Here is a 15,722-nt window from a genome sequence, read left to right as displayed (position 1 = left end):
GCCATCACTCTGTTTGAGCCATCGTGGCTGGCGGGAAAATCACCTCTTTGGTGTCGAGATTTTTGATGCTCGACTGCACCTTGATCTCCAACTCCTCCCGACCGGGCGGACCTTTGATATTTTCGTCGGTTTGGAATGTTACGACGTAGCGCTGCCCAGGCCGGAACTCAACGTCAGCCGCGGCAAAGTTGCACATTGCCCCGCCTGTGCCCAAGGCATTCATCGATAGCCAACACCAGCGCAGGGAGTGTTTGCCGGGCTTTAGCTTCAGCGCCTGTTCGCCCGAGACATCCAGTATGGATCGGCGCCCGGCACCCTTGATCCGCAGGCCATCCACATCGGTTGCGAGCAACAGCCGATGAAAGGGTACGCCCAAGGCTCGATATCGAATCGTATCGAAGTACACGAGCGCGGCATCGCTGGCGTTGTCGGACAGGTCGTAGGGCTTGAGCTGTTCGGGAGCCCAGTCGCCTTGATAATTTTTGTAGTGGTAGTCTGAACAGCCGCCAAGCAATGCGACTGTGAGCAGCAATGCCGCCCATTTAAGTGGCGTCATTGCGTAGATTTTGAACATCGGTCGTCCTTGAGATCGAGTACTGATTCCTTCAGTGCCGGGCGGTTGTTGCGCCGCTGGCAGCGGCTTTGGTGTTGGGCGCGCAGGTGCTATAGGTAGCGAATCCAATGACCAAAGAAGCTCGAGCCATCATATTGATATTATCAAGGTTTAGAAAGTCGGAATTAACCATGTGCTTTCAGTGGTGCTCGCGCAAAGGGTAACGCCGTGGCTTATCCTCGCCACGGTTAATAACCCGAGGTACCTAGCGGTACGTCATTGCGCCAAAAGAATCTAAATCCATCCTGTTGTTTCTACGATGTTTAGACGTTTATTGCCGGAGTCATCCTGCTGCCGGCTCGGGCCTGGCCGCCGGCGAACTAAACTGGTTGTACCTCTGAAGCAGATGTCTCCAGAGAGGTCAGGAGGTGTCAGATGGCCATTTATGATACTTATCGGGAAATTGAAGAGGCCCTCGGTGTGGTACCGGAGTGGATCAAGCAGATGCCGGAAGGTGGCGCGAACGGATTCTGGGGCGTGGCCCGGGACTTTTGGCTGGCAGATACCAAAATCCCTAATAAGTACAAGGAGTTGATTGGTCTGGCGGTGTCCGGGGCGACCCGTTGCAAGTATTGCACTCTGTTCCATACCGAAGCCGCGCGCTTGTTTGGCGCCAGCGACGAGGAAATTGCCGAAGCCAGCTTGATGGGCGCGGTGACCATGATGGGCAGCACCTTTATCAACGCCCAGCAGATCGACTACGAGCAGTTCCGCGAGGAAACACTGGGTATCGTCCGCTATGTCAAAAATCACTCGCAACCCAAGGCCGCCTGAGCCGTTGCGGGAGTCAGCCCTTCGCCAGCTGACGAAGGATCACTTGATTGCAATCACCGGCGATGGTCCTAGGACCACCGCCCGGTGGCAAGCGGCGGTGCTGCGCGCCATCAGCGAACTGATGCGATACGGCGATACCGCCCGCGAAGATAACCAGGACCTGCGCATTCCGTTCGCCAAAGCACTCCATGACCTCTATGCGGGACGCAAGTCCGACGCCGAGTTGACGGAAATGGTGTTGCTGATGTTGGACGTGGAGAGCGCCCCCCTGTCCGGCAAAGGCGCCGAGGTGGGAGCGGAATCGGGTAACAATGGGGTAGCCTGGCCATAAACATTCCATTTGCCTATCGCTTATCGTTAAGGGGGAAACGCTGCCTTGTCTTTCATGGGGCTTGTTCACTCCCCATCAGGCGTCGTCTGCATTGTCTTCCATGATCGGCAGACCAATGCAACGATCAAATATCTGGATCAGCGGGCCATCGTCGCCATGAAATGACTGATGATTCGCTTCAATCCATTCTTGTTTGTCGACTTCCCACCAATTGATCTCGTAACCCGCGTTGACGATGATCCATTCGAACAGCATCCGCTGGGCTCGTCCGTTACCTTCTCGGAAGGGATGTGCGACGTTCAACGTACCGTAGGACTCGGCGACGGCTTTGACCAGTAAGTCGCGTGAATAGCCTTCAAGCCAGCCGTAGGACTCGACTTTTCGGAATTCTCTGGCGGCTTCCGGCTCTATGCGGTCAGGGACGCAGAACTGATTTCCACCTTTGCTGATCTTTACCGTCCGGATCTCGCCGGCCCAACTATAGATAGCCGAGAATAGGGTACGATGAATTTGTTTCAGAGTATCCAGGCTGTATGGCGGCTCTATGAACTCAAGCCGCTCTGCGGCAGCTTCGGTGAGATAGCGTTCGGCCTCGTTGAGGTCGTCTTCATCATGCAAATCAAGTAGGTTTTTGAGGGTACCTGTTCCCTGGTAACAGTAGGGATCCTGATCGACCCCGTATTTGTCATTACTACTCAAGCTTTGATTTGCCGAACGGCCATGAGCGCAGCTTCGCGAGTGGGAAGCTTGTGATCGTCATTTGGAGAGGTCGTAAAACCCTCGAGGCGCAAGCTGGCCGCGAAGTTGGATTTACGGTGTTTGGCGAAGTAGGCTTTTTTGGCTTGAAAACTCAGCTTTTCCACGTCTGCTCTCCACGGATGTGTGCCCGAGAGTATAGCTTATTCAACTAGCTGTTTGGCTCTGCATCAGCGCTACTTGTCGCCTTGGGAGATGCTCCCACCGAAGGCCGGGCTGGAAGGACATTTCGTCAGGCAAAAAAAAGCCTCGCATCGCTGCAAGGCTTTTTAATATGGTGCCGGCACCAGGAGTCGAACCCGGGACCTACTGATTACAAGTCATTTTCAAGCGAAACCCTGAGAAATTCAACGAAACATTAAAACGCCTGAAAGTCCCGCAGTTAATGGGCTTTGTCGGGTTTTAGTGCTTTCTGAGGATTACGCAAGATTCCCTTGTATTTCCGAGAAGTGTTGAGCAAAGTGTTGAGCATGAAAACGGTCTAGAGGGCGTGTGAAATGGGGCTCAAGATGACTGATACCCAGGTAAAAGCATGGGTTATCAGCGGAACAACGAAAAAAGGGGGCGAGATCCTGTCGGCGCGCACCCTGTCCGAGCAGTTGGGGGAGCGTGGCGCGGGTTCGATGCTGCTGGAGCGCCGCCCGACTGGAGTTGTCGAGGTTTACCTGGCGCTGCGCCGTGACGGCAAGCAAGAGCGCCGCAAGCTGGGCACCTTCGGGGAGATGGGCGAGGATGGCCTAACCCGTGGCCTTGCTTACTGGCGAAAAGAAACCGAGCGCGTATCAGCAGAGGTGCGCCGCTTCCCTACCTTGGCGGCCTTCGATGAGCACCAGCGCCAGCAAGCGGCAATGGCTGAGCGCGCGGCAAGCCTGGAGGCTCGCCAGGGCTCTTTCGAGCAACTGCTGGCGGCCTATATTGAGGATATGCAGCGCAAGGGCAAGAGCAGCGCGAAAGACGTGCAAGGCTCTTTCCGGCTTAACGTGCTGACCCCTTTTCCCGCGCTGGCTGCCTGCAAGGCAAAAGAAATTCAGCCCGGGGATATAACGGAAATTCTGCGTCACTGCCTGACCAGGCCGCCAGCCAAGAAAGGCCGAGGGCAGCGCAAGACAACCGCCAGCACCAGCAACGGAAAACTCACCACTGCAAACCGCTTGCGGGCCTACCTGCGCGCAGCTTTTGCCTTTGGGCTCAAGCATGACTTGAACCCTCAGCGCTCCGGTGACGCCGTGCAGTTCGGTCTGTCGCATAACCCCGTGGCTGATATGCCGACGATTGAAGGGGCAGAGCGCGCCAATACCGAGGCGCTGAGCAAGGATGAATTGCGGCACCTGCTGGCTGCCCTGGAGGATCTGCCAGGCCGCCGCCAGTCGATTGCCAAGGCCATGCTTTACCTAGCCGGGCAGCGTGTCGAGATGCTGTGTCGGGCGACGTGGGATGACCTGCTAGACGATCCCGAGCATGGCCCCCTGTTGCGCCTTGTGGATTACAAAGGCGGCAAGGGTAGCCCGCCACGCGATCACCTGCTGCCCATTGGTGGCCGACTGGCTGAGGTGCTGGCTCCGTTGCTGGCTGAGAAAGATGCCGAGCCGCGCAAACTAGCCGGGCCTTTCGCTTTGGCGGCGCGTCCCTTTTCGCCTGATACCGCCCTCAAGATTTACAGCGAACTGGGCAACGACCTGGCCGAGCGTGGCCTAACCCGTCGATTCACCTGGCGCACCATACGCGCCACGGTTGAAACCCACCTGGCCGAACTGGGCACCGATGAGCAGCGTCGGGCCTGGCTGCTGTCGCATGGCCGCAGCGGGGTACAGGCAAAGCACTATGACCGTTGGAACTATCTACCGGAAAAGCGCGCTGATTTGGACAAGTGGGCGCGCTACTTGGATGAGCTTGTGGGAGTCGTGCCTGCTGGCAACGTGGTGCAACTGAGGGGTAGGCATGGTTAGCAGGAGTAAGAGTCTTGAAAAGAGAATGGCGGTCATGCGCAAGCCTCGGAGCTACTACGATGTGGTTCATGGGTTGGAAGGTTATTTATTTGGTTATTTGGTGAAGGAGAAAGGTGCGACTCCTGATATTGCTCTTTCAGAACTCGCTCATGACTTGGCTAGATGTAATGCAAGCCCCCTTGCTGTTTGGCGGGAATTTGAGAATCAGGGCTTGCCGAAAGGGGGGGTGGTGCCTGAAGAGTTCGACTTTGACCACCAGATGCACTTGAAAAAGATTAGAGACTCTGCGGATACGCTATATAAGCTCTTGAGTGAAGGGAGAACACCTTTAGAGTTGAGTTCTGCAATTGGTGCGACGGAGGCCATGTTTCTGACCCCCGCAGGAACAGTCGGAAGTCGAACGCTGGAGAAGTCGCTTCTGTGTCGACTTGGTGATTTAATTTCTTTAATACCAGATGTTAAGCCCACTGAACCCGCTCAAAAGGTTAAAGGCGGGAACATGGTTCGGCAGGAGGCCATTCGCGCATTGCTTGCCATTTGGGCGCGGGCGGGTGATGGCGAGCCGAAATTTCAGCGAAAAGGCTCGGCAGGTGGAGCAATGGGGCCATTTGCTGAATTTTGCGATGGAGTCTTGAAGGCGGTAGGTATTAAGAAAAATGGCTTGGAGGCGCTGATTAGAGAGGCCGAGGAAATTTGGCGAGAAGGTTCAGCTTCTTAATCCCCATCTAAAAACGATGGTGCCAATGCTGCTGGTGTACGGATCTGTGAGGGAGGGCAGGTAGCTGCCATTACTACCGCGAACAATCGACCTGATCTTTTAACTGGCGTAATGTCAGACACCTACAAACACCGGAGGGCCTAGATAAAGCGGGCCCGCCCCACCGCTAAGGAGAGCTTGCGTCATGACTCCCATCCACAAAACTCTAGGGGTGCTTTTGCTCCCTATCGTTTTTCTGATTTCTGACTATGCTCTCGCCGAGAAGCAGGATTGCCTCGATGGCTTCGAATCTTTGAAATCGCGTGGGAAAGACCACTTCATTGCGCTGCCGCATACAGGGTTAGAAATGAACTCTCAGTTTGACACTCACCAGGTTTGCTACACGGGTGAGGAGGTTACCCAGTGGGCTGCGGGCCCCGGAATGGAGGTTACCTCCGGAATGAATGGTTTTTTTAAAAATGGATCTGCCGCTATTGTTACGGCTCACCAGCGTTTAAAAAGCGGGGAGGATTACTCGGCAGGCGGCTATAGAGCCGCGCTGATTTTGCTGCGTGTAGACGAAAATACGGGGCGTCTCATGCGTACGGAGCTTATGACTCAAAAGCCAGATGACGACCCGTCTAAATCCATTGATGACTTTCATATCACTGGATATGACGATTTCAACAAAATTGTCTATTTCCAAACCCCGGCATGGGCGACTAGTGACGCAATATATTTCTTTCCAGTGTCGCCAGTGCTTCAGGGGGAGAAACCTCACCCTAAATATTTGGGCCCAGGTAGAGTAGATTTCGTGATGATTGACTTTGGGCTCAGTAACTCTTCAAAACATATTGGGAATGTGCTGGTCTGGCGTAATGAGATTTCCCCGGATCACGGTAGGGATGAAGTCCTTTATTTGTTTAGTGCTGCTGGAAAACAAATCTGCAAAGTTGACTCCAGGTCGGACTATCGAAATTATCCTCTCTGCCTCAATCAGTAGTATGGCGACATTTACCCGCGTGGCAAACGTCCGCCCTCACGTCTTGCGCGACTAAACGCGTGCCCACCTGTGCGGCAGCAACACGGCAATCGCATTCCCCCGTTGCGCCGGATTGCCCTTGGGGGCAGGCAGGTGTGTTGACCAGATACTTTGGCGGAAAGGTGGTCAGTTGCTCACCAATCCATCAAACGACGAGCCTTTGTAAAAACGTTGAAATGGAGCCTCTGCTAATTATGTGAGGCCTCATGAAATGAACCAAGCAACCGACACCATTTACCGCAACAAAGCCGCCGCAGACTACCTGGGCGGTATCTCGCTTGTAACCCTTTGGCGTCTTTCCCAGACTGAGGGCTTCCCTCGCAAAATCAAGCTGAGCACCCGTGCCGTGGGCTATCGCAAGTCCGAGCTTGATGCCTGGCTGGCTACCCGTCAGGGCGAGGTGGCCTAATCATGGACAAAAAAAAGGCCGACCAAACGGCCAGCCACAATACATTCACCAGCCATCCTACTAGCGATAGCGGTAGTGCTCAACGTCGCCGGTTGCTCAATTGGATGCGTAGTAACGGTCCTATAGACACCCTGACCGCCCGCAGCGAGCTGAATATCTTGATGCCTGCCGCCAGGATCAAAGAGCTTAAAGATCGCGGCCACCCGATACACACCCAGCGTATTAGTGCGACCGACGACCAAGGTCGCACCCATCATGGTGTTGCGCTGTATGTATTATTGCGCGAGGCGACCTAAATAATGAATATGCCCTGTGAGCCGGACAACGATCCGCACGGCGTCACCGACATTGGCAATATGCCCGCTAGAGACGTGCCCCCCCTAGAAACGTATGTGGTGGCGTCTAATGCCGACTTTGACAGTGGTATCGGGCATTGTGAGAACTTGCCAATACCTGAGCACTCCAATACGCCAACAAAGGAGCCTGAGCCGCCTGCCGACGAGCCTAGTGCTATAACAGACCCTGGCCGATTGCCTGCTGATAAGCAATGGACGGCTGAGATGCTTATGGCAGCGGCTACAGCTAACGGTATCGCTACCAAAAAGATATACACCAGCCAGAAAGACACAACCCGTGGAGGGTTAAATAGTGTCGAAATACTGGAGCCGTGCCCCGAACCGCGCCCGCTATTGCCTGAATTGGAGACCGCAGAGCCCTACCCTATCGAGGCACTACCGCCCCTTATGCGTGATGCCGCCCGAGCCATTGCTGAGCATGTACAGGCACCGTTGGCGCTGGCTGCGCAGTGCGTTATAGGCGCGGCTGTCTACTTGGCGCAGACCCGTGTTAACGCCCCACATATTCACAACCCTGATGGTATGCCTTGCTCTCTGTTCACGCTGACTCTGGCCGACTCTGGCGACCGTAAGAGTGGGTGTCGAGCCTTGGCTTCCAAGACGATAGATGAGGCCGAAAAGAAGGCTGATAGCGATCACAAGAAAGCCTGCGCCGAAATGGACTCGTTTGCGCAGGGGCTTAAAGGCAAAGAGCTAGCGCAGCACTTAGCAGAGAACCCACGGCCAGCCGACCCGCGCACGCAATTCACGGACGCCACCTTTGAACCGATTGCCGGTGCATTTATTCGCGGTATGTCTGCCGCCTGCTGGGACACGGATGAGGGCGGCCAAGTGCTGGGCGGTGCATCGCTCAAAGCAGACACCCGCGCCGCAACCCTGGGCGCCCTGACCAAAGCGTTTGACACTGGAGGCGTTGAGCGCACTCGCTCAAACGGCAACGCTGAAGGTTCCGGGCGTGCCTATCACCGCCGCCTGAGCCTTAACCTGCTGGCGCAGGCCGTGACGGTGTGTGACGCATTGGCAGATCCGCTGTTGCGTGGTCAGGGCTTCTTGCCACGCTTTCTGTTCGCCAGCCCAGCCAGTATTGCCGGGACACGCCTTCTCTCTGCTGAGCAGCTAGGCCGAAAGGCGTATACCGACACGCGACTACAGCGCTACTGGGCGCGTTGTGAGGCTATTGCAGCAACCCCCCAAGCGATTGACCACGAGACAGGCGAAGTTAAGCCGCCCGTGCTGCAATTGACCCATGAAGCCGAACAGGATTGGCTTGAGTTTTACAATGAGGTTGAGGGCGAGCAATCCGCCCTCGGTAAGTTTGCCAATCTGCGCCCCTTTGCTGGCCGCGCTGGTGAAATTGTCCGTCGCCTGGCTGCCGTCTTTGCCTGCTTTGAAGGTAAGACCGAAATTGACGACAAGTGTATGTGCCGTGCTACTGCGATAGTCCGCCACTCACTTTCCGAATGGCGGCGGTATACGGACAGTGCTGCAACTGACCCGTTACTACAGCAGGCAGCTGCGCTAATGGAGTGGCTGTGCGACCCGAAGCGGGCGGGTGACTGGCAAGAGTTCCACCGCGACAAGCTGGGCAAATCAGGGCCGCCCACCACCCGCAAGAGTGCCAATGCGCGCGACCGATTGCTGGCCGTGCTGGCGGCGCATCACCACCTGCTAACCACTGACGGCAAGCACTTCAGCATTAACCTGGCTGTGGAGGCTGAGGATTTTGAGGAAACAGCGGAAAGCTAGTAAAACCGGGCCTTAGCGGTTGAGGAGGTTTTGCGGAGAAGTGCGGAAAGCGTGGAGAAAAAGACGCCGCCGCCAAAAAATCCTCAACCTTCCGCAAACCTTCCTCAGTCGCAAACCCAACAATGGCGGGGCTTTCCGCAAAATTCTCAAAATCCTCAGTATTCAGGTAGGGCAAGCCCTTGAGGCCCGAACAATTCCTAAGCAATCCTAAGGTCAGGGCACGCATCGCTCAGGATCAGCTAGACACCTTATCCTCACTTAACATTCATGAGTTTTCTTAAGGTCGCTGCGTGTGTGCTGAAAGGGCAAGCACGCTGTGGTTTTCGGGTAGTGGGCACGGCAAAGCACTACGCGCGCGCGTATTGGTCGCGCGTAATGGTCAGTTGCTATTTCAACCAAGCCTGGCAGGTGTGAGGCTTGCCCGCATCTGAGCGGCCCAGTGAAGTGTTGAGCAGAGAAGGGCAGCCCGAAAGAAGTGTTGAGCAAAGTGTTGAGCAAAAACGAAAAAGGCCCACCGTAAGGTGAGCCTAAGTCGTTGATCTATATGGTGCCGGCACCAGGAGTCGAACCCGGGACCTACTGATTACAAGTCAGTTGCTCTACCAACTGAGCTATACCGGCGTGTTAGGGCGACGATTATAGCGATTGGCGAGGTTCTGTAAACCCCTGATATTTGACTATTTTTGCGAAGACGGCTTTCTTGCGATCCGCCGCTACCGACAACCTTGGGCCTTGTCCTGATCCGTCGCCCGTGCCGCCGCGATCACCGCCAGCAACCGGCCCGCTATTTCAGCCGCCTGCTCGGCCGACGCCACGTTGGTAAAACTCATCAACAACCCGCCTTCCTCTCCGCTCAGCAGTTGCCAGCGCGACAACGGCTCAATCGACAATCCCGCCACCCGCGCCTGCTCGGCTATCCGGAAATCCGGCACCCCAATCAACAGCCGCACCAGCAGATTGATCCCCCCAGCCTGCGGGTCGACCTTCACTATCCCGCCGCCCAGCTCTTCCAGCGCCTTGACCAGCAACGCCCGACGCACGCTGTACAACTGGCGCATTTTCTTCAAATGCCGAGTGAAGTGCCCCTGGCTCAGAAAATCGCTGACCGTCGCCTGCAGCAGTTCCGGGCAGCGATTGCGCCACAGCCGGGCAACCTGTTCAAAGCGCTCGACCAGTTCCCGCGGCACCACCAGATACGCCAGGCGCAATCCCGGAAACAGCATCTTGCTGAAGGTCCCGGCGTACAGCGCGCGGTCATGCACGTCTTGGCTCTTCAGCGCCGGTAGCGGACGACCGCGATAGCGAAACTCGCTGTCATAGTCGTCTTCCAGCACCCAGCTTGACTGCGCCTGCGCCCAATCGAGCAAGGCCCGCCGCCGTTCCGGGCTCAAGGCCACGCCCAGCGGGCTTTGATGAGCGGGAGTGACCAGCGCCAGCCGCGCCGCCGGATGCAGACGAATACCGTGCTCCACCCGCAAACCATCGCCATCCACCGGCAGCGGTATCAGCTCTACGCCACGATTGAGCAAGATCTGCCGCGCATGTACATAACCAGGGTCCTCGAACCAGCAACCCTGGCCGCCCATCTCCAGGCTTTCGCAGACCAGTTCGAGCACGGCGTTGTAACCGGTGCAGATAAACACCTGGTCCGGCGTGCATTGCACGCCTCGATACAGCCCCAGGTACGTGGTGATAGCTGAGCGCAGCGGCGCATAGCCGCGCGGGTCGCTGAAGCTCAGGCCAGCGATATCGGTTTGCCGGGCGCGCTGGGTGATCAACCGGCTCCAGAGCTTTCGCGGAAAAGCATCCAATGCCGGCAGCCCCATTTGCAGGGCCAGCGGTTGATTCCGTTCGGTCGGTGCGGCGTTTTCCGCAGGGCTGCTCGTCATCGTCAGCGCCGGCAGGTCGAGGGCAATGATGGTCCCGGCCTGCCCACGCGCCGTCAGGTAGCCCTCGCTGATCAGCAGCTCATAAGCCGTTTCGACCGTGCCCCGCGCCAGATTGAGTTCTGCCGCCAGGGCGCGCACCGAAGGCACGCGGTCACCGGGGCGCAATTGGCCGTCGTCGATGGCGCTGCGAATACGGCGATAGACCACCAGGTATTTGGGCAACCCCGGTTCGGTGGCGACGTTGACAGAAGGCATGGGTTTTTCCGTGGTCATGCAGTACCGCCCAAGTCTAAACCGATGAGCGGGTGGATTCAGCCGGGTCATGTCCCAAACGGCTTGCTCGATCTTGGCCCTGTTGGCCGGTTTCCACGCACCGCAGACTGCAGGCCATTCATTCACCAACCTCAAACGGGAACAGGCCATGACTCAACGTCTCAACTATTTCGACGCCGCCCCCCTGGGCTACAAAGCGCTGCTGGGGGTTAAAAGCTATCTGCAAGGCTGCGGGCTCGAACCGCAACTGATCGATCTGGTGTACCTGCGGGTTTCGCAGATCAATGGCTGCGCCTTCTGCATCAGCCAGCATTCCCGTGACCTGATCAAACTCGGCGTGAGCCTCGACAAGGTCCTGCTGGTGCCGGTCTGGCGCGAAGGCGGCGCGTTGTTCGATCGCCGTGAATGCGCCGCCCTGGCCTGGGCCGAAAGCGTAACCCGGGTGCAGGAAACCGAGGTGCCGGACGAGGACTTCCAGGCCGTTTCCGCGGTGTTCGGCGAAAAGGAACTGGCCGACCTGACCCTGGCGGTCGCCTTGATGAATGCGCTTAACCGCGTCGGTGTCAGCTTTCGCTTGGTACCGGCCGGTGTGCGCCAGCATGAAGAGACGTCCCATGGGCAATGATCTTGAGTACGCGCTGATCGAAAGCGAAGCCCAATGCCGCGAGTGTTTTGCGGTGATGCAGGAACTGCGGCCGCATTTGACCGATGTGGAGTCCTTTGTCGAACAGGTCTTCCGTCAGCGTGAGCAAGGCTTTCGCTTGCTGGCGCTGCGTGAGCACGGGCAGGTGATTGGCCTGGCCGGTTTTCGGCTGACGGAGAATCTGCTCTATGGGCGCTTCATCTATGTCGATGATCTGGTGGTGACGGCTTCGCAGCAACGGCGCCAGTTGGGTGCCGGGCTGCTGGAGGAAGTGCGTCGGCACACACGGGCCTTGGGTTATCGCTATCTGATACTCGACACCGGTATGCATATGCCCCTGGCGCAACGTTTCTATTTCCGCCAGGGGTTATTGGCCAAAGGCATGCATTTTTCCCAGGACCTGGGTGTGGGAGCGACGGTATGAGCCGTGCCCTGTTGTTGAACTTCAGCCCCCATGGCAAGGCAGCCCGGGCCTATCGCTTGGCTGCCGAAGTGCTGCGGGACTGGCCGGACATCGGCACGGTCATCGACCGCCAACTGGGTGGCGAGCCGCTGTCCGCGTTGACCTGCGACTATGCAACGGCCGTGACCTCGGTCGCGGGCATGGACAATGTGGCCATTCATGCGTCCGAGCGGCAGATCGTCGAGCTCGAAAGCAGCGATCTGCTGGTGCTGTGCACGCCGCTGCATAATTTCACGCTGCCCGCCGCCATGAAGTTGTGGATCGATCAGGTGGTGCGTATTCAACGCAGTTTCGGGGTGAACAGTGCGGGGGAGAAGGTGGGGCTGTTGAAGGACCGCCCGACCTTTGTGCTGGTCAGTTCCGGGGGTTTTATCCTGGGTGAACAAGCTCGTCAGCCGGACTTTCTCACGCCTTATCTGAAGGCGATCCTCAGTTGCATTGGCATTCAGCAACTGACGTTCATCTATCTGCAAGGCTCCGTTCGTGGTGGTGAGGCGATTGAGCGAGGTGTGATGGCCGCTCGGGAGGCGTTGCTGAGGGGGCTTGCAGGAACAGTCGGTCGCCGCTCGATTGCTGGCGATGAGGCCTGTGGGTCTTGTCTCGCCTGATCGGGCGCTATCGCCAGCAAGCGGGCTCCAAGGGAGGCGTGGCGTTTTCGAGAGGGGCTTCGGGCCTGGAAAAAGGCTGCATTATGTCCGTTGACTAGAACGCTTATGCACAAGTGATAGGTCGCTGGTATGGGGGAGAGGGCGAATTTGTGAGCGAGTTCTCAGCACCTCGCAACTATCTGTTTTTCTGATGCTTTATTTTATGAACAAAAAATGATCAGTCAGCTTTTTGCTCTACAGGTGCTGTTTTATGGGCCTGTCCGGGAAAAGCATCAACAGAGTTATCCACAGGCTGTGCAGTGCCTCGGGCTGGTTAATAGCGCTCTGCCAGTAGCATTAGATTGCGTGGCGTCAGCGGGCTTTCGCAGAAAAGACCCAGGCGCACGGCGTAGCCTTGTTCCTCCAGGAAAAGTGCACGGTCGAGCACCAGCCAGAGTTCCAGCGGGCGCCGGAACAGGCCTCGGACCAGTTCCAGGTTGCGCACTTGCGCCAATCGCTGCCAGCCCGCGGCCTCCAGCTCCGTCCAGTTCTGTTCGTCGACTGTGGATAACTTCTTGAGCGCGGCCAGGTCGCGGCAGTAGTCGGCAAAGGGCTTGTCGAGCCAGGCGCTGGGCAATGAGGGCGTTGGCAGGTAGTCGTCGGTTTGTCGCAGACGACGTTGCAGCAGGTCGAACGCCAGGCGGCGGGCCATGGAGCTGTCGCGTTGGCGACGAACCCGGGCGCCAGCGGTGACGGTTTCGCTCAGGGGCAGGGCGAGGTCGTCCAGGGATAGCTGCAGGGCCGAGGCTTGCGCGGCGGCGGACAAGGCTTGGTAGGTCGGCGTATTGATGCGGTTGTAGCAGCAAGGGGCGATTGCCAGTTGCCGGCAGCCGGCGTGGCTGGCGAGTTGCATCAGGCGCACGTGCAGGTCACCGCAGGCGTGGAGGGCGACCGGGGTGTGTTCGGCGCTCAGGCGGGCGGCGGCATCCAGGGCGAGGACGTCTTGTTGCAGGTGCCGGGCCGGCAGGCGGTGGTGCTGGCTGAGCTGCTGGCCGCTGGCGATCAGCGCCGGGTCGTATTCCAGGCAGGTCAGCTGTTGGCCGGGTTGCAGCAGGCGGCGGCCGAGATGGCCTTTGCCGGAACACCAGTCGAGCCAGTGGCTCGGCACTTGGGCGAAGTCGAGGCAGGCGGCGAAGGCTTCGATCTGTTGCCATTTACGCCCGGGGACGTCGACGTTCAGGCGCTGATTGGCCGGGGGCAGGGTGCTGTCGGGGAGTGTTCCGACAGTGGCCAGTGCCGCGGATTCGGCTGCCAACGCGGGGAAGGGCGCGGGGGCGGTGAGGTGTTCCGGGTGGTTGTGGCTGGCTTCGGCGTCGTCGAGGCTGCGCTGGCGGAGCCAGGTGGCGAGTTCCGGGTGTTGGGTTTCCCACGGCAATTGCAGGTGGGTGAAGGGGCGTGGGCGCCAGAGGGGCTGGTGGGCCGAGAGGAATGCGTCCAGGGCCTTGAAGCGGGTGTGCAGGGCGGGGCCTTGGAGGATGACGGGCATGCTGCGGGTTCCGGGGTGAAGTCTTTGCGGGTAAGGCGCCAATGTAAAGCAATCACGGGATATGTAGGAGATGTCTCGGCGCCAAGACCCCGCGCTGTCACGCAAAGAACTGGGCGGGGCGCTAAATTGACCTTGAAAATGATTTTTCAAGGTCAATGGGTTAGCCTTTTTTTAATGAGCGCCGGCTTGCTGGCGAAACCAGGCTCCTCGGTGGCCGGGGATCGACGGCGCCGCTCGATGCGGCGGCCTGAAACGACGGTTAGTGCTTAAGCGCCACGCTAACCGATTCAGCAATCGGAGTGGTTGGATGGCCCAGCAGGCGACTCAGTTGGCGGGAGTCATCAAACAGGTCGCCTTTAGCTGCCGCGGCATCAGAATCGGCAAGCAACGCCGCTAACCCTTCCGGCAGGCCCATGCCGATGAGCGCTGCCTTGTATTGCTCCTGGGGAAGATCGTTGTAGACAACGGCTTTACCAGATTGTCTGGCGACTTCCGTGGCCAGTTCCGATAACGAGTAGCTCTCGTCACCCGCCAACTCGTAAACCTTGCCTGCTTGCCCTTCACGGGTCAGCACAATGGCTGCCGCCTTGGCATAATCTGCTCGAGAAGCGGATGAGATTCGCCCCTCCTGGGCACTTCCCAGAATGGCTCCATGCTCGACCGCCGGCGCCAGACCTGCTGTGTAATTCTCGCTGTACCAACCATTACGCAGCAATACGTAATCCAGCCCGGACTCTGCCAGCGCTTGCTCGGTGTCCCGATGCTCGACCGCCAAGCCCAGCGTCGATCGGTCTGCGTGTAGCAGGCTGGTGTACGCCAACAGATGCACACCTGCTGATTTAGCCGCCTGAATGACCGCACGATGCTGTGCACTGCGTTGTCCGACTTCGCTGGACGAAATAAGCAGCAGCCGATCTACACCGACCAGAGCGCGATTGAGCGATTCGAGTTGGCCATATTCTGCCTGGCGAACATTGATGCCTTTGGCGCTGAGATCTTGCGCCTTGAGCGGATCGCGTACCAATGCGACCAATTCGTCCGGGGAGACGCTTTTAAGCAACTCGTCAATAACAAGGCGGCCCAACTGGCCTGTAGCACCCGTGACAGCAATCATGAGAAGTACCTTGATTCCAATGGGAGGAATGGTCATCTTACGATTCAGGCTAACCAATAGTAAGTACGTACAAAAAGGTAAGTGTCATGAGCCACCCAGAAAACCCTCCTCACACCTTTTCCGCAAAAGTCCGTCGCGGTGAACTCCTGCATGCCGATTGCCCATCGCGAGAGGTCCTCAAACATATGACCAGCCGGTGGGGCGTGCTGGTGTTGGTGGTTCTGCTGGAGGGCACTCATCGTTTCAGTGAACTGCGCCGAAAAATCGGCGGAGTGAGCGAGAAAATGCTTTCACAGACACTTCAGGGGCTGGAGGGGGATGGGCTGGTCCATCGGCTCTCTCGCCCGGTAGTGCCGCCCTACGTGGAATACAGGTTGACGCCCCTGGGAAAAGCCGCCGCCGCCAAGGTGGAAGCAATGGTCGACTGGATCGAAGACAACCTGCCCGAGATCATGCAGTTCAGGAGAGAAAGCACGATCGCGGACAAAGAGCTGACCTGAGGATCAGGTGCCCGAGGTAATGGAGGTTGACGATCTG

The 15,722-nt window shown here is 57.8% G+C and carries 18 protein-coding genes and 1 tRNA gene; 12 read left to right on the top strand and 7 right to left on the bottom strand.

Annotated features, from left to right (window positions below; translation table 11 throughout):
- Window positions 1-4: 4 nt before the first annotated feature.
- Window positions 5-574 (bottom strand): hypothetical protein, encoded by a 570-nt coding sequence (locus PFEN_RS29050; RefSeq protein WP_191490012.1) that lies wholly within the window; start codon window positions 572-574, stop codon window positions 5-7.
- 414 nt (window positions 575-988) lie between these two features.
- Here PFEN_RS29050 and PFEN_RS29045 point away from each other — a divergent pair, with 414 nt between their 5' ends.
- Window positions 989-1,387, top strand: coding sequence for a carboxymuconolactone decarboxylase family protein (locus PFEN_RS29045; protein ID WP_191490011.1), 399 nt, complete (start codon window positions 989-991; stop codon window positions 1,385-1,387).
- 43 nt (window positions 1,388-1,430) lie between these two features.
- Window positions 1,431-1,718: a hypothetical protein gene (locus PFEN_RS29040; protein WP_224771082.1), complete on the top strand. Its 288-nt coding sequence runs from the start codon at window positions 1,431-1,433 to the stop codon at window positions 1,716-1,718.
- A gap of 75 nt (window positions 1,719-1,793) precedes the next feature.
- Here the strand turns inward: PFEN_RS29040 and PFEN_RS29035 are convergent, their stop codons facing one another.
- Together PFEN_RS29035 and PFEN_RS29030 are read right to left on the bottom strand one after the other, a co-directional pair.
- Window positions 1,794-2,417 carry a Fic/DOC family protein gene (locus PFEN_RS29035; protein WP_191490010.1) on the bottom strand — a complete coding sequence of 208 codons (624 nt, stop codon included), beginning with the start codon at window positions 2,415-2,417 and terminating at the stop codon, window positions 1,794-1,796.
- Window positions 2,414-2,581 carry a YhfG family protein gene (locus PFEN_RS29030; protein WP_090234743.1) on the bottom strand — a complete coding sequence of 56 codons (168 nt, stop codon included), beginning with the start codon at window positions 2,579-2,581 and terminating at the stop codon, window positions 2,414-2,416. Before PFEN_RS29030 ends, PFEN_RS29035 begins: the two co-directional genes overlap by 4 nt.
- Before the next feature lie 402 nt (window positions 2,582-2,983).
- On the opposite strand from PFEN_RS29030, the gene PFEN_RS29025 reads away from it, so the two are divergent.
- The 6 genes from PFEN_RS29025 to PFEN_RS29000 all read left to right on the top strand — a co-directional run bounded on the left by PFEN_RS29025 (window position 2,984) and on the right by PFEN_RS29000 (window position 8,670).
- A complete protein-coding gene (locus tag PFEN_RS29025; RefSeq protein ID WP_191490009.1) occupies window positions 2,984-4,420 on the top strand; it encodes a tyrosine-type recombinase/integrase in 1,437 nt (478 codons plus the stop codon).
- A 34-nt stretch (window positions 4,421-4,454) separates the two neighbouring features.
- A complete protein-coding gene (locus PFEN_RS29020) occupies window positions 4,455-5,138 on the top strand; it encodes a hypothetical protein (protein WP_191490008.1) in 684 nt (227 codons plus the stop codon).
- Window positions 5,139-5,322: 184 nt separating this feature from the next.
- Complete coding sequence (locus tag PFEN_RS29015) at window positions 5,323-6,120, top strand: hypothetical protein (RefSeq protein ID WP_191490007.1); 798 nt, start codon at window positions 5,323-5,325, stop codon at window positions 6,118-6,120.
- A 250-nt stretch (window positions 6,121-6,370) separates the two neighbouring features.
- Window positions 6,371-6,568: a helix-turn-helix transcriptional regulator gene (locus tag PFEN_RS29010; RefSeq protein WP_191490006.1), complete on the top strand. Its 198-nt coding sequence runs from the start codon at window positions 6,371-6,373 to the stop codon at window positions 6,566-6,568.
- Window positions 6,569-6,570: 2 nt separating this feature from the next.
- Window positions 6,571-6,864, top strand: a complete 294-nt coding sequence (locus tag PFEN_RS29005; RefSeq protein ID WP_191490005.1) for a helix-turn-helix domain-containing protein — start codon at window positions 6,571-6,573, stop codon at window positions 6,862-6,864.
- Window positions 6,865-6,867: 3 nt separating this feature from the next.
- The gene (locus tag PFEN_RS29000) at window positions 6,868-8,670 is read left to right on the top strand and encodes a DUF3987 domain-containing protein (RefSeq protein ID WP_318193402.1); all 1,803 of its coding nucleotides are present in this window, start codon (window positions 6,868-6,870) and stop codon (window positions 8,668-8,670) included.
- A gap of 545 nt (window positions 8,671-9,215) precedes the next feature.
- On the opposite strand, the gene PFEN_RS28995 is transcribed toward PFEN_RS29000, so the two are convergent.
- Both PFEN_RS28995 and PFEN_RS28990 read right to left on the bottom strand, forming a co-directional pair.
- A tRNA-Thr gene (locus tag PFEN_RS28995) sits at window positions 9,216-9,291 on the bottom strand.
- Window positions 9,292-9,383: 92 nt separating this feature from the next.
- Window positions 9,384-10,814 carry a PLP-dependent aminotransferase family protein gene (locus PFEN_RS28990; protein WP_191490004.1) on the bottom strand — a complete coding sequence of 477 codons (1,431 nt, stop codon included), beginning with the start codon at window positions 10,812-10,814 and terminating at the stop codon, window positions 9,384-9,386.
- A gap of 166 nt (window positions 10,815-10,980) precedes the next feature.
- On the opposite strand from PFEN_RS28990, the gene PFEN_RS28985 reads away from it, so the two are divergent.
- Genes PFEN_RS28985 through PFEN_RS28975 form a run of 3 tightly spaced genes read left to right on the top strand, consistent with a single transcriptional unit; the run spans window position 10,981 to window position 12,546 of the window.
- Entirely contained in the window at window positions 10,981-11,457 is a 477-nt protein-coding gene (locus PFEN_RS28985) for a carboxymuconolactone decarboxylase family protein (RefSeq protein ID WP_191490003.1), read from the top strand.
- Window positions 11,447-11,899 carry a GNAT family N-acetyltransferase gene (locus PFEN_RS28980; protein ID WP_191490002.1) on the top strand — a complete coding sequence of 151 codons (453 nt, stop codon included), beginning with the start codon at window positions 11,447-11,449 and terminating at the stop codon, window positions 11,897-11,899. Before PFEN_RS28985 ends, PFEN_RS28980 begins: the two co-directional genes overlap by 11 nt.
- Complete coding sequence (locus PFEN_RS28975) at window positions 11,896-12,546, top strand: FMN-dependent NADH-azoreductase (protein ID WP_191490001.1); 651 nt, start codon at window positions 11,896-11,898, stop codon at window positions 12,544-12,546. Before PFEN_RS28980 ends, PFEN_RS28975 begins: the two co-directional genes overlap by 4 nt.
- Before the next feature lie 313 nt (window positions 12,547-12,859).
- Here the strand turns inward: PFEN_RS28975 and PFEN_RS28970 are convergent, their stop codons facing one another.
- Entirely contained in the window at window positions 12,860-14,071 is a 1,212-nt protein-coding gene (locus tag PFEN_RS28970; RefSeq protein ID WP_191490000.1) for a methyltransferase, read from the bottom strand.
- A 259-nt stretch (window positions 14,072-14,330) separates the two neighbouring features.
- Window positions 14,331-15,185 (bottom strand): SDR family oxidoreductase, encoded by an 855-nt coding sequence (locus PFEN_RS28965; RefSeq protein WP_191490278.1) that lies wholly within the window; start codon window positions 15,183-15,185, stop codon window positions 14,331-14,333.
- Window positions 15,186-15,271: 86 nt separating this feature from the next.
- On the opposite strand from PFEN_RS28965, the gene PFEN_RS28960 reads away from it, so the two are divergent.
- Window positions 15,272-15,685: a winged helix-turn-helix transcriptional regulator gene (locus tag PFEN_RS28960; protein ID WP_191489999.1), complete on the top strand. Its 414-nt coding sequence runs from the start codon at window positions 15,272-15,274 to the stop codon at window positions 15,683-15,685.
- Window positions 15,686-15,722: the final 37 nt, after the last annotated feature.

Source organism: Pseudomonas sp. FEN (assembly GCF_904067045.1).
Lineage (GTDB): Bacteria > Pseudomonadota > Gammaproteobacteria > Pseudomonadales > Pseudomonadaceae > Aquipseudomonas.
The sequence above is the reverse complement of the archived record's forward strand: the minus strand, read 5'-3'. Positions and strand labels throughout refer to the sequence as shown.

Bases quoted from the DNA above. Each gene is read 5' to 3' on its own strand.
- PFEN_RS29050 (WP_191490012.1), bottom strand. From the start codon at position 574: ATGTTCAAAATCTACGCAATGACGCCACTTAAATGGGCGGCATTGCTG.
- PFEN_RS29045 (WP_191490011.1), top strand. From the start codon at position 989: ATGGCCATTTATGATACTTATCGGGAAATTGAAGAGGCCCTCGGTGTG.
- PFEN_RS29025 (WP_191490009.1), top strand. From the start codon at position 2,984: ATGACTGATACCCAGGTAAAAGCATGGGTTATCAGCGGAACAACGAAA.
- PFEN_RS29020 (WP_191490008.1), top strand. From the start codon at position 4,455: ATGCGCAAGCCTCGGAGCTACTACGATGTGGTTCATGGGTTGGAAGGT.
- PFEN_RS29015 (WP_191490007.1), top strand. From the start codon at position 5,323: ATGACTCCCATCCACAAAACTCTAGGGGTGCTTTTGCTCCCTATCGTT.
- PFEN_RS29010 (WP_191490006.1), top strand. From the start codon at position 6,371: ATGAACCAAGCAACCGACACCATTTACCGCAACAAAGCCGCCGCAGAC.
- PFEN_RS29005 (WP_191490005.1), top strand. From the start codon at position 6,571: ATGGACAAAAAAAAGGCCGACCAAACGGCCAGCCACAATACATTCACC.
- PFEN_RS29000 (WP_318193402.1), top strand. From the start codon at position 6,868: ATGAATATGCCCTGTGAGCCGGACAACGATCCGCACGGCGTCACCGAC.
- PFEN_RS28990 (WP_191490004.1), bottom strand. From the start codon at position 10,814: ATGCCTTCTGTCAACGTCGCCACCGAACCGGGGTTGCCCAAATACCTG.
- PFEN_RS28985 (WP_191490003.1), top strand. From the start codon at position 10,981: ATGACTCAACGTCTCAACTATTTCGACGCCGCCCCCCTGGGCTACAAA.
- PFEN_RS28980 (WP_191490002.1), top strand. From the start codon at position 11,447: ATGGGCAATGATCTTGAGTACGCGCTGATCGAAAGCGAAGCCCAATGC.
- PFEN_RS28975 (WP_191490001.1), top strand. From the start codon at position 11,896: ATGAGCCGTGCCCTGTTGTTGAACTTCAGCCCCCATGGCAAGGCAGCC.
- PFEN_RS28970 (WP_191490000.1), bottom strand. From the start codon at position 14,071: ATGCCCGTCATCCTCCAAGGCCCCGCCCTGCACACCCGCTTCAAGGCC.
- PFEN_RS28965 (WP_191490278.1), bottom strand. From the start codon at position 15,185: ATGATTGCTGTCACGGGTGCTACAGGCCAGTTGGGCCGCCTTGTTATT.
- PFEN_RS28960 (WP_191489999.1), top strand. From the start codon at position 15,272: ATGAGCCACCCAGAAAACCCTCCTCACACCTTTTCCGCAAAAGTCCGT.